7 protein-coding genes and 1 tRNA gene are annotated in these 12,431 nt (G+C 49.9%); 3 read left to right on the forward strand and 5 right to left on the reverse strand.

The annotated features are described in order from the left end of the window. Positions 1-2 precede the first annotated feature (2 nt). The 4 genes from L0Y31_RS03390 to L0Y31_RS03405 all read right to left on the reverse strand — a co-directional run bounded on the left by L0Y31_RS03390 (position 3) and on the right by L0Y31_RS03405 (position 2,967). Positions 3-896, reverse strand: coding sequence for a sugar phosphate isomerase/epimerase family protein (locus tag L0Y31_RS03390; RefSeq protein WP_234735728.1), 894 nt, complete (start codon positions 894-896; stop codon positions 3-5). A gap of 370 nt (positions 897-1,266) precedes the next feature. Then, positions 1,267-1,785: an HNH endonuclease signature motif containing protein gene (locus tag L0Y31_RS03395; protein WP_234735729.1), complete on the reverse strand. Its 519-nt coding sequence runs from the start codon at positions 1,783-1,785 to the stop codon at positions 1,267-1,269. A 142-nt stretch (positions 1,786-1,927) separates the two neighbouring features. Further along, positions 1,928-2,000 (reverse strand) — tRNA-Gly (locus L0Y31_RS03400). 79 nt (positions 2,001-2,079) lie between these two features. Continuing rightward, the gene (locus tag L0Y31_RS03405; protein WP_234735730.1) at positions 2,080-2,967 is read right to left on the reverse strand and encodes a UbiA family prenyltransferase; all 888 of its coding nucleotides are present in this window, start codon (positions 2,965-2,967) and stop codon (positions 2,080-2,082) included. 129 nt (positions 2,968-3,096) lie between these two features. Between L0Y31_RS03405 and L0Y31_RS03410 the strand changes: the two genes are divergently transcribed. The 3 genes from L0Y31_RS03410 (at position 3,097) to L0Y31_RS03420 (ending at position 9,574) form a co-directional block, all read left to right on the forward strand. Next, a complete protein-coding gene (locus tag L0Y31_RS03410; protein WP_234735731.1) occupies positions 3,097-4,287 on the forward strand; it encodes a type III polyketide synthase in 1,191 nt (396 codons plus the stop codon). A gap of 216 nt (positions 4,288-4,503) precedes the next feature. After that, the gene (locus L0Y31_RS03415; RefSeq protein ID WP_234735732.1) at positions 4,504-5,580 is read left to right on the forward strand and encodes a TerC/Alx family metal homeostasis membrane protein; all 1,077 of its coding nucleotides are present in this window, start codon (positions 4,504-4,506) and stop codon (positions 5,578-5,580) included. Between the two features lies 1 nt (position 5,581). Further along, positions 5,582-9,574 carry an AAA domain-containing protein gene (locus tag L0Y31_RS03420; protein ID WP_234735733.1) on the forward strand — a complete coding sequence of 1,331 codons (3,993 nt, stop codon included), beginning with the start codon at positions 5,582-5,584 and terminating at the stop codon, positions 9,572-9,574. Here the strand turns inward: L0Y31_RS03420 and L0Y31_RS03425 are convergent. After that, complete coding sequence (locus tag L0Y31_RS03425; RefSeq protein ID WP_234735734.1) at positions 9,540-12,230, reverse strand: T9SS type B sorting domain-containing protein; 2,691 nt, start codon at positions 12,228-12,230, stop codon at positions 9,540-9,542. The two genes, L0Y31_RS03420 and L0Y31_RS03425, sit on opposite strands and share 35 nt — an antisense overlap. Positions 12,231-12,431 lie beyond the last annotated feature (201 nt).

Below are 12,431 nucleotides of genomic sequence, written 5' to 3' on the forward strand. Positions count from 1 at the left end.
CGCTATTTACGCGCCACTTCGGCGTTGCTGATCATCTTTTCGAAAATCTGCCGTTGCTCGATCAAAGCGGCTACTTTGTCGGCTGGGTTAGTGCGGCATTCCAGCAAAATCCAGCCATCGTAGTTCGCCTTCACGAAAAGATCCATCAACTGCTGGTAGGGATAACTGGTATCATTTAGCTCACGGACATGGCAGATATCGCCAAACCGACTTTTTACCAGGTTAAAATTTGCTTCCAGACCTTTGCCATTCAGGTCCTGTGGATTGCAGTTCCAGCAAACAGTAGCGTTGCGATGGCTGGCGTGGTCCATGATGGTTTTTATGTTGGGCAATTCCTGGGTTTCTTCGCCGTGCACTTCCAGGCGAATCTGTTGGCCAAAATCGGCGGCGTATTTTGCCAGTTCATTCAGAGCCTGACCAATCTGGGCCAGCGTTTTTTCCGTCGGGACTTCCTTGTGCAGAGCGTTAGGCTTCACTTTCACGCCCGACCCGCCCACATCGGCACTAAGCCGGATAAATTCTTTAGTTCGATCAATGGCCTTTTGCAGACGCGTCTGATCGGGGAAATCATATTGTTCGTTGGTGCCCAGTCCTACAATCTTCACTGGACTATCGGCAAATTTCTTTTTCACCTCCTGGCGTTCCGCAGCCGTCAGGTTCGGCATCACGCCGTGTGCGTGCTCCACCCGCAATTCTACGCCACCAATGCCCGCTGTGGTGCAGTTTTTAATCAGCGTCGGAACGTCCCAATCCTTTCCCCACAGATAGGTAACGAGTCCCAGCTTCATCTTGGATTTTGCCGCCTCAGAGGCGACGAAGCCCATTCCGGGCAGGGCGGCCGCACCAGCCAGCAGTGATAATTCTTCGAGAAAGGTTTTGCGATTTATTTTTTTCATGGATTCAGGAAAATAGGGGTTCTCCGCAAATCTAAGAAAAGATCGGTAGGAAGGGTCTGAAAACCTACATTTCTGTCTAGCTACCTGAATCAAAGTGGCCTAAAACAACAAAAGCGCTGAATATCAGCGCTTTTGTTTGGTTCCGCAGCCTTTGTAAGGCATTGGTACCGGGAACGGGAATCGAACCCGTACGGGCGTTACGGCCCACAGGATTTTCGTACCAGCTACAGTTTTCACTGCTTCCGACCATTTCGGAATTTGTGGTCTGGACTTTCTCTTCACCATGTTCCAGTAAACTGGAGTTTAGGTGCCGCCTGTCAAGTCTCTACACCTTCCTCATTCCTGAGGCTTGGCTCGGGATTACCATCAACTATTGCTGGAAGGCTTCCCCGACGTTAAGCGGTTCTACTCCAAATGTTTCCATCTGGGCACTCAAATTTTTGATATTCTTGGCGCGGTAATTTTCAGTAAGAGCGTGACAGTTGGGGCACAACAAGCTAAGATTTATCAGCGCGTTATTTTTCCGATTGCCATCTTTATGATGTAACTCCAAAGGAATTGGCTGCTCTAACCATTTTGACAAGCCACATGATTCACATTCGTGTTTTTTGTAGCCTTCCTTCAGTAATCTCTTTTTCAGCTTGTGAGTTTGATACGTAAAGTAAGTTCCGTCGAAAATAGATTCTATTGGAACCGCCTGCTTAGAGGGTTTTTTCTGCGTTCCCTTTCCAGATTGGTTGGTTTTGAAACAACCAAGTCTTTTAGCATGAAAACAAAGGGTTTTGTAATTCATACCAAGGGTTACAGCGGCCTGCGCCATACTTTCCGCTTCATTACAAACTGTAACAAAATGATCTTCAAAGAGTGCATCAAATTGATAGCGAGCCATGAGCCTACATCTTTATTAATGCCAATCTCACCGAAAACCGCCAGAATATCAAAGAACTAAGTCCTGCGCGTCTACCTATTCCGCCATCCCGGCGTGGCATTCAACACATTCTACAAAAAAGGCACCGTTTCCGGTGCCTTCGAGCGAAAGACGGGGTTCGAACCCGCGACCTCGACCTTGGCAAGGTCGCGCTCTACCAGCTGAGCTACTTTCGCGTTCTGCCTTTCGGCGTCGTTTTGTGATGCAAATATAGCTGGTTGACTTGTTCTTGCAAATACTTTTTTCGTTTTTTCCCTAGTTAATTTTTATCCCCACTGATTCTGAGAACCTTAAAAAGAGTAAAATCAGAAAAAAAATATTGAGACCCAGTCCAGACAGAAGCGTCATGCGCATCGCCGAGCGAAAATCAGCCTGGTTCACGTCTTTCGCGACTCGTCTAAACCACCCTAAAAAAAACAAAATACCTGGCAAAAGGCACAATGGCAGCAACCAGAAGACCACCTTACCGTTAAAATAAACGTAAAAACCGGTTAAGGATAGCATAAAAAAGAAGATGGCATTTAAAAATGTCCCGCGTACACCTAGCAGCCGACTCATGGTTAAATCGCCCCGACGGGCATCTTCTTCGTGCTGATAAACCTGCGTAATGGGATAAACCGCCAGCAAATTTAGAGTACAAAGCAACCCGGCCAGCAGCGGCTTTACCCGAAACACATCAGCAATGGGAAGGCCATTGATTGCTTGCAGCGTCATGATATACGTAAACCCGCCCTGAAACATACTGACAATGACCCAGCTAATAAGCGGATACTTCTTAAGACGGATAGCCGGATGACTGTAGGCTTTGGAAATAAAACCGTAGATCAATAGATAAGCCACAAACCACCAACCCACCCAAATACCCAATACCAACGCCACCACATCCAGCACCCAAGCTACGTTGAACAAGGCTTTGTCTACCGCTGGCGGTGCTTCCAGAATGCCAATACTTCCTTCATCTTTGTCAAAATAGCTGTTGTAGGCGTTGCTGGCCGGGTAGAGTAACAAATGAATAATGACCAGCACCAGCCCGGCCCGAACCCAATCCGGTCGAGGTGACTGACTCAGCGCAAACGTAAAAACGGGCAGCAGAAAAAAAGAGAAAGGCACGCGGAGGTGTAACCAGATAGCGCGGGGAGTCATGGAATATAGGCTGGAAAAATAAGGCTCATCTTGATTCTACATAACATTCCCCTAATGCATTTGTTATAACGCATAGGCAACGGCAACGCTTCGCGCGGACGGTGCGCGACGTTTACTGATTGTATCTTGATGAACAGTTACCTAACTGCCATTGGCACGGCCGTTCCCGAACACGGCTTTTTTCAACAACAGATTGCTTCTTTCATGGCCCAGGCTTTGCAGCTTGACGAGCGGGAACGCCGCAAATTGCAGGCGCTCTACCGGCAAACCCGCATCGAGAAGCGGCATTCGGTATTGCCCGATTTTGGCCGCGAGGTGGGTGATTTTTCGTTTTTTCCGAATACGACAGATTTAGAGCCGTTCCCGACCGTCGGACAGCGCATGCAGCTCTACCAGCGCGAAGCCCTGCCCCTCGCTTTGAAGGCAATTCAGGACTGTCTGCGCGGTACTTCTGCTCCTATTACACACTTGGTTACGGTAAGTTGCACCGGCATGTATGCCCCGGGTTTGGATATTGAGTTGATTGATGCACTGAATTTGCCAACAACAACCTCCCGTACGGCCATCAATTTTATGGGTTGCTACGGCGCCTTCAACGGCTTGAAAGTAGCCGATGCCATCGTTCGGGCCGATGCCGACGCCTGTGTGCTGGTTGTTTGCGTCGAACTGTGCACCATTCATTTTCAGAAAAAGCAGGAAGAAGATCATTTATTGTCTAACGCCCTTTTTGCCGACGGTGCCGCTGCCGTCTTGATCGAAGCCCAGCCCCGCCCAAGCACACCCTCGCTAAAACTCCGGACATTTTACTGCGACCTGCTTTCGGAAGGACGCGAAGAAATGGGCTGGATCATCAATGACCACGGCTTTGAAATGACCTTAACCTCTGAAGTTCCGGCGGTTATTCGGCAAGGCATCGGGCGGCTCTTGTCGCAGTTACTGCAAAAAAGCAACCTGACGATTGAAGACATTGATCAGTACGCCATTCATCCTGGTGGTCGGAAAATTCTGGAAGTCATTGAACAGCAACTTGGTCTTGAGCCTGCCGATAACCAGCCCGCCTACGAAATCCTGCGTCAATACGGCAACATGTCTTCGGCAACGGTTTTGTTTGTTTTGCAGGAAATCTGGAAAACATTGAATACGCCCGACAACCTTAATTCCGAAGTCACCTCAGCCAGCGAAAAAAGAGCCAAAAACATTTTAAGCTGTGCGTTTGGACCGGGCCTAACCCTGGAATCCATGATTCTGGAGATTATTCCCGCTGCCCAGCCCGTCGGTTCAGCGGCGGATACGCTTTCGAGCATTCCTTCCAAAGCCTGAAAAAGCCTTTCTTCTCGCTTCTTTTTGATGCTTTTGACCTACATCGAGTAGGTCAATTCAGGCATTTGTGCGCCAAGTCGCAAGAAATTTTTAGCCACCGGCAAAAGCATGCTCATTAACGTTTAAATTTGGAGCTTTATGAGTCGGCAAAATGTTGACTTGTAAAGGAACAATCCTTACTCATTATAACTTTTGTTTATTCTGCTTCACTGAATTATGTTTAGTTACGAAACCATATTCTTTGCCTGCTTTTCCGTGTTCGTCTTGGTTGTTATGTCGCTCGATTTGGGCGTTTTTTCCAAGCAGAAAAGCCACATTGTTAGTTTTAAAGAAGCGGGTACCTGGAGCGCGGTCTGGGTGGCGTTGTCGATTGCGTTTTATTTTTTCCTCAAAAATTACGGTTATCTGATTCACGGCATTACCGACATGGCTCGCCTGGAGGAAGTTCGGAGCCTCTACGCGGCTCACGTTGCTACAGTTCCGGGAAATTTCGAGGCGAGTCTGGCCCTGTTTCAGAATAACATGGCCCTTGAATACATCACCGGTTACCTCGTGGAATATTCACTCTCCGCCGACAATATTTTCGTGTTTATCATGATTTTTGCTTCGTTTGGCGTTCGGGAGCGGTACTACAAGAAAATTCTGGTCTGGGGTATTTTAGGAGCCATCGTCCTGCGGTTTGTTTTCATTTTTGTGGGATCGGCCCTGCTGCAACGTTTTGAATGGATCATTTATATTTTCGGGGCATTCCTGGTATATACTGGTTTAAAATTGTTCTTCGAAAAAGAAGGCGACGACAAAATTGAGCCCAGCAACCACCCGGTTGTAAAAATTACGGCCAAGTATCTAAACGTCTATCGACGCAACGTAACCGACCGTTTTTTCGTACGCCGCAAAACAGATAACAAACTGTTTGTCACGCCTTTATTCATCGTCGTTATTGTTGTTGCCTTCACGGACCTGATCTTTGCCGTTGATTCGATTCCGGCGATTTTCTCCATTACAAAAGACCCGTACATCGTTTTCTTCTCGAACGTTTTTGCCATCATGGGTCTGCGGTCCATGTTCTTCTTCCTGTCGAGCATCATGAGCAAATTCCGCTTCCTGAAAGTAGGCTTGGCCGTGCTGCTGACCTTCATCGGTTTAAAGATGATTTTGCATCACCAGCTTGAAGAACTAGGGTTTGAAACCATTTATTCGCTGTATGTCATTCTGACCATTTTGGCCGTTTCTGTGGTTGCCTCGTGGTTAATTCCTGAGAAGAAAAAAACACCGGAGGAATTGAACGTCTGACATGCTTGATCCGGAAATTCTTAAAGCCTATGCCCGTCGACTCACTAATCTCAGCAGCCGAAACCGCTCGCTGCTCCTGACTAGTTTGCCTGCGGAACAATTTCTGGATCTTCACGAAACCGATTTCCTAACGAACACCCCGTCTTTCGAGCTGGTTCGGCAGTTGATGGCCCGACGCGCGGCCATTCCGATCTGTGCCGTTCTGGACAGTCGGCACGAGAAAAGCAACGAAGTCAGCCGCAAGCTCAGAAAGCTGGCCCGAACGAGTCGCTTCATTGAAGAAGAGCGGGGCACAAAGGATTTGTACGTTGGCTACCCGTTCGTCCGGGGGAAACTCATGGACGATACGGTTATCCACGGTCCGCTGGTTTTTTTTCCGGTGCAGATCGAGCAGCGCAACAACCAGTGGTTTCTCCTCCGCCGCGCCGACGAACCCATTACGCTCAACCAGAGCTTTTTGCTAGCCTACGCGCATTACAACCAGATTCGCTTGCCAAACGACTGGCTCGAACGCACGCTGGATGAGCTCGACAAGGATGCTACCGTTTTCCGGACCCAGTTGTACGAGCTTTTGAAGGAGAGTCCGTACGAGATTCATTTTAACCAGGATTTGTTCCGGGATAGTCTTCAGTGGTTCGATGCGCTCAAGAAATCGGCGCTGGAGACGCTTGACAGTACCGGCGAGCTGAAGTTATACCCCGAGGCGGTGCTGGGAATTTTTCCCCAGGCAGGCTCCTACCTGGTGCCGGATTATGACGTTTTGTTAGAATCGGAAACGAGCGAAAACGAGCGGGATTTTCTGGCTCTTTCGCCGCAGCCTGTTGCTTCGCTCCCACCCATTCGGGAAGAGCACCTGCATACGCCCCTGGCGTTGGATGCTTCCCAGGAGGCCGCCATCCGACGCGTTAAAGCGGGCGAGTCGCTGGTGGTGCAAGGCCCGCCGGGAACCGGAAAGTCCCAGTTGATCAGTAACCTCATGGCCGATTTTGCGGCGCAGGGAAAACGGGTTTTGCTGATTTGCCAGAAACGGGCGGCGCTGGATGTGGTTTACGAACGGCTAAAGCAGGTGGGACTGGCTCCGTTTTCTGCCCTGATTCACGACTTCAAAAACGATCGCAAAGCCCTTTATCAACAGCTTACGAACCAAATTGAACGGGTTGACGAATACCAGAAACAAAATCACGGGCTAGACGCTGTTTTGCTAGAACGCATCTTTGACCAGGAATCCCGCCGCATCGACCAATTGCTGGCCGAACTACAGTCTTTTAAAGAGGCTCTGTTTGACGAGGTAGCCTGCGGCGCCTCAGCCAAGGAGTTGTACCTCAGCAGTAAACCCACCGCTCCGACCATCGCTCTGGACGATGTATACCACCATTTCAGGCTGGACCTAACCGACCGCTTCGTGCAGTCGCTGGCCAGCTACGAGGCATATTACCAACACTTGAGTCCGCAGCATCCCTGGCAGAACCGGGTGTCATTCAGTGCGTTCAGTTATACGGATTTAGGATTACTGCAACAAGCCATCAATGAAGTTGTAGTGTCGAATAAACAACTGACTGAAGAAACACAAATGGTTTTTGGGACGGCGCTCACCTGGCAACAGGCCGAAAGCCTGGGCGAACACCTGCCCCATTTGCAGCTGGTTCGGGAGCAGCCCGCCGATGACTTATACTGGCATATTCTGTCACGTTTTTCCCGTCACCAGATTTCGGCGGAGCTGGCCAAATCTCTGACGTATCAGCTTGCAGCGCTGGTCGATACCTTCGAGAAAAAGCCACCGCAGTTTGACAACTCACTTCAGCAACTTCCCGCCCTGATTCAGCGGCTAGACGCGGGTATTCAGGCCCGAAAAAAAACATTTAGCTGGCTTTTATACCGGGATAAATCGTTTGTTCAGGATCTGGTGAATCGCTTCGGGCTAACCACTAACCTGACGGACCTCACGCTGCTGCAACTGGAATTGGATCGCCAGCATGGTCTGTATGCGCAAGCTGAAGCCGTCACCTCGCAATTGGATTTGCCCTCTATCTTAACCAGCGAACTCGCCCAGACGCGGCAGAACGTTCACCACTTAAACCGCGCCTTTAAGCAAGCTGCCGAAACCTGGGATTTTTTGCAAACAACGTTTCCGTTTCTGGGCAAATGGCTGGCGGCTACGGATACGCGGAAGGACTTTCAAGCCGGACTCGGGCATCTACACCACTGGCTCACGCTGGTTTTGGCGGCGAAACCGAAGCGGCAGAAATACCTCACGCTGGAGCAGGTGGCCAATCTGCTCCATAACCCGGAACTGGCTCACAAACTGACCCTTTCTTTACAGCAGGATTTTGATTTATTAATCGAAACAGACCGCCTTTACGAGCGTTTTTCGGAGCCGGAGCGGTTGGTAGCCAACCGCCTGGTGGCGTCTGGGTTTTCGAACTGGCCCGAAACATTTCTAAATGCCTTGCGGCTGGTCTGGCTCACGCATCTTGAAACACAGCACCCCATTCTGCGCAGCGTTTCAACATTGAGGATGAATCAGTTGGAGCGGGATTTACAGGAGAGTATTCTTAAAAAACAAAGCCTAAGCCAGCAGATTCTACTCCTAAAATTGCGGGAGCAAACCTACCGCCGACTGGAATACAACCGCCTGAATAACCTCATCACCTACCGCGACCTTCACCACCAGGTGACCAAAAAAAGAGCCATCTGGCCGGTTCGCAAGCTCATGGAGCAGTTTTTCGATGAGGTATTTAAAATTGTTCCCTGCTGGATGGCGTCGCCGGAATCGGTATCGGCCATTTTTCCGATGCAGCCACACCTGTTCGATCTGGTCATTTTTGACGAAGCCTCGCAGTGCTACGCCGAAAATGGCATCCCAGCGATTTTTCGCGCCAAGCAGGTGGTCATCACGGGCGACGATAAACAACTACAACCCAGCGATTTATATCGAATTCGCTACGAACCGGGCATTGTTGCACCCGACGAAGACACCGCCGTTGAGCTGGAAGTAGAATCGTTGCTGCATTTGGCGAGCCGGTATTTTCCCCAAACTACCTTGCGGGGGCATTACCGCAGCCGTTCGCTGGAACTCATTGATTTCTCGAATCAGCAATTCTACAAAAATAACCTTCAGCTTTTGCCTGATTTTCACCACTTAAACCGGCACGAGCCAGCCATTCGTTACCTGAATGTCAACGGAAAATGGAAGGATCATACCAACGAAATTGAAGCGAAAGCCGTAGTCAGCTTGATCGATCAGTTGCAGCGTGAAACTCCGCATTTGTCAATTGGGGTCGTGACGTTTAACTTTCCGCAGCAGCAACTGATTCAAGAATTACTGGAAACCACTACGTCAATTCCGCTATTACCCGAGCACAGGCAAGACACCGATCATTCTTTGCAGGAGATGCTTTTTGTCAAGAATATCGAAAACGTGCAGGGCGACGAACGGGACATTATTATTTTCTCCATTGGCTATGCGCCTGATGTTCAAGGACGTATTGCTGCTCAATTTGGTAGTCTAAACCAAAAGGGAGGCGAAAACCGGCTCAATGTAGCCATCACCCGCGCCCGCGAACGCATCTACATAATCACCAGCATCTGGCCCGCGCAACTGTCCGTTGAACAGGTGGCGAACGAGGGGCCACGCCTTTTCCGGCAATACCTGGAGTATGCCCTCGCCGTGGCCGAAGGCTCCCACCGTCCGCAGCCTCACCGCACGGAGCGCCTGAATGGCACGCGCTTATTGAAAGATTATCTGACAAACCCAGCGCAAGGGCTGGTAGAAGAATTGCCTTTCGCCGACCTGACCCGCAAAAAGGCGGGTTTGTACGAAGAGCTGGTATTAACCGACGATGCCCTGTATTACGAAAGTTCGCCCAAAGAAGCCCACGCGTATTTGCCCTTAGCCTTTCGGCAAAAGAACTGGCCGTTTCAGCGCGTCTACAGTCGGGAATTCTGGCGCGGAAAAGCCCTCAGCGAAGCACCATCACCGTCCCCTGCTTCCTGAACGAGTGCTCCGAACCATCCGGGAAAGTCTGCGAGATGGAAATCCGGTAGGTATAAGGGCCCAAGGGCGCGGCTTCGCCCCGGTACGTGCCATCCCAGAAGTTATTTTTGGCGCTTTCCAGATCGGTACCAGTCAGGGAAAAGACTACCGACCCCCAACGCGTATACACTTGCATCTCGAAGCGAGTTACGTAGTTTCCCTTCAATTCAAACCGGTCATTGATGCCGTCGCCATTGGGCGTAAAAACCTCCGGAATGAAAACCTGCCTTGACTCCGGGTTGGTTGGAGGACAATTCTGAACCACTCGCAGGCTACCAGTCGTCGAGCAAGTTCCGTCGGAAACCCGCACCTCATATTCTCCATTCCGACTGACAGTCAAAGTTTGTCCAGTTCCCAGTAGAGTCGGCTGACCCAAGGCCCGCCATTCGTACTGCCAGCCTGCGCCTAGCCCGGCGTCCAACACGGCCACCTCTCCCCGGTCGAAACAGACAGAAGGGTTTTGCTGCACAATGTTTAGAGTAGGCCCGCCGCTGACGGTTACTGCCACCTGATCGCGGCTGGTACAGCCCGTGGTCGTGCTTTGGGCTACAACCGTAAAAGTGCCGCTGGTGCGGGCAGTAACAGTGGGTCCGGCAACTCGTGTTCCGTCGGGTAGCAACCAGGCGAACTGATCCCAGCCACCCGTCGGTTTGGCCGTCAGAACCACCGACCCGCAGGCCGGTGCTGGCGGAGTGCCGTAATCATAATCGGCTAAGCGGTTGAACGTAACCGGCAAACTCTGCTCGGCGATGCAGCCAGCATCGGTGGGGTCCGTAATTTTTAGTTTATACAGAACCGTACCACTTTGTCCGTACACATGCAATGTATCCTTTGAAACTCGGTTTCCGCTGATACCCGGCCCGCTCCACTCAATCCGGTTTAAACCTGCGTTGGCAGCCAGCACAAAATGGCCGCAACCCGCTGGCGTGGCGGCAGCGTTAACGGTCAGCGATGAAATTGGTGTCAAATTGGCTAAACTCCCCTGGGCTGAAGCGTTCTGGCAAGGCTCGTCTTCCGTGATTTTCACCGTATAGTTGCCTTGGTCGGTAGCTTTAAGGGTCGCCTGATTAGCACCGTTGATCGGTTTCCCATTAACAAACCATTCATATTTGAATTTGGTCGCCAGCGACTTTTTGATCACAGCTTCCAGCATAGTGCCCGAACAGCCACCGCCCGGTCTTGTCTCAATTGTGACTTCGGGGGTTGAGCCATTCGCCGCTTCCACCTTTTCTTCCGGCGACTGCGCTGATTCATTCCGGCAAGGCTCATCCTCGGTTACTTTTACGATGTAGTTGCCGGGACCGGGTACTTTATACGTTGCCTGGGTTGCTCCGTTAACCACAATTCCGTTTGCCGACCATTGGTACTTAAATTTAGTGGCGCCAGAATTCGTAATGACGGCCTCAAGCGTAACCTCGTTACAGCCTGCGCTGCCCCGCGTGACTTTGATGGTTACCTCTGGTTTATTATTTGTCTGTGGAGCGGGTAAAACGTTGATGACGTTGGGGAGGCCGAGAAGGCTTCGCTTGCTTCCTAGTGATGGGCCATTCTCGGTGAAATTACACGCTGTACCAACTGCATTGGGGTTGTTGATGACGCCCAGTGTATTTTTATTATTTAGGGCTACGTAAATCTTGTCCCCGCTCGGTCCGATCTGCAATGTTCCAAAGGGATCGTAACCTGACCGGGTAGCAATTAACGCTTCGGAAGCCGGATTTTGGCTGATGTTAAATTGATAAAGGCTATATGGCTGCGCACTAAAAGCACTGGTTGCGTACAGCAGACGACCATCTGGCGAAAACTCGACGGCGTATATATCCTCTTTGTTGGATGCTACTGTTACCGCATTGTATATTCGTCCGGTTGCATCATCAAAGTCAAATAACTCGATTATACCGGGGTATGAAACTGCAACAGCTAGTTTTTTTCCATTGGGTGCGGCCTTCAGTGTTCCAATACATCCTCTCTGGTGAGCTATTGTGTAATTGCTTCCTATGGAATAAACAGTTGGCGTGGGATTTACACCACCTGCATCCAGACTAAATACCAAAAACTTATCACTACCCGCTTCATGGCTAATAATCCAATACCCTTTTTTATCCGCTTTAGGAATGGCTGTCACCTTCTCGGCAACGGGATTATGCAATACTTTATTCTTTTCTTTTACCGCTCCATACCCGTTGTTCAAACACATGTCTACAGTAGCATACTGCAAGCTGCCTTTTCCTTCAACAGCAGTCGAAAAAACGTAGTATAAATTCCGGTCACTTGGATGAGGAACGATTAAAGCACTTTGTGTAGAAGAAGAATTTCCGCCGAGATTAGTAGCATTAGGCATATCTTTATGCTTTCCATCAGTTTGAAACTCGCGGGTCCAAATCTTTATCCCATCCGTGTAAAACAGAAGCCTGCCGTTTTCATCACAGATAGAGGCGCAGCCTTCAATCTGATATAACCTGCTATTATCTGGTATCTGCTGCGCGCCCCCCCCGTTAAAATCAAGCCCAGCATAGCTACCGAAGTACCAGACGTTGAATCGCTTGGTTGCTTGAGCGTGAAGTTCCTGCGGTAGTAAGCCAATCGCCAAGAAGTAAAGCAGGAAGTATAGTTGTTTCATGACAGAGCGGCTGAGAGCAGAATGGACTTTTACTAGCCAAAGATATTCAGTCTATCAGATTTTCGCATGTACGAGTTCCACTTTTAACTATCCGGTATGTTACCAAAACCGCAAAATTCTGCCCTCTAAGCTCCCTATGTCATTTATAGCGGAAATCCCTCCGATACGCCTGCCCGTAGCAAACCAATTTTACCCTATTTC

Source organism: Tellurirhabdus bombi, from assembly GCF_021484805.1.
In the GTDB taxonomy this organism is placed as follows: domain Bacteria; phylum Bacteroidota; class Bacteroidia; order Cytophagales; family Spirosomataceae; genus Tellurirhabdus; species Tellurirhabdus bombi.

What these genes read in the sequence shown, in the direction of transcription:
- L0Y31_RS03395 (WP_234735729.1), bottom strand. Translation starts at nt 1,785, where the DNA reads ATGGCTCGCTATCAATTTGATGCACTCTTTGAAGATCATTTTGTTACA.
- L0Y31_RS03420 (WP_234735733.1), top strand. Translation starts at nt 5,582, where the DNA reads ATGCTTGATCCGGAAATTCTTAAAGCCTATGCCCGTCGACTCACTAAT.
- L0Y31_RS03415 (WP_234735732.1), top strand. Translation starts at nt 4,504, where the DNA reads ATGTTTAGTTACGAAACCATATTCTTTGCCTGCTTTTCCGTGTTCGTC.
- L0Y31_RS03405 (WP_234735730.1), bottom strand. Translation starts at nt 2,967, where the DNA reads ATGACTCCCCGCGCTATCTGGTTACACCTCCGCGTGCCTTTCTCTTTT.
- L0Y31_RS03390 (WP_234735728.1), bottom strand. Translation starts at nt 896, where the DNA reads ATGAAAAAAATAAATCGCAAAACCTTTCTCGAAGAATTATCACTGCTG.
- L0Y31_RS03425 (WP_234735734.1), bottom strand. Translation starts at nt 12,230, where the DNA reads ATGAAACAACTATACTTCCTGCTTTACTTCTTGGCGATTGGCTTACTA.
- L0Y31_RS03410 (WP_234735731.1), top strand. Translation starts at nt 3,097, where the DNA reads ATGAACAGTTACCTAACTGCCATTGGCACGGCCGTTCCCGAACACGGC.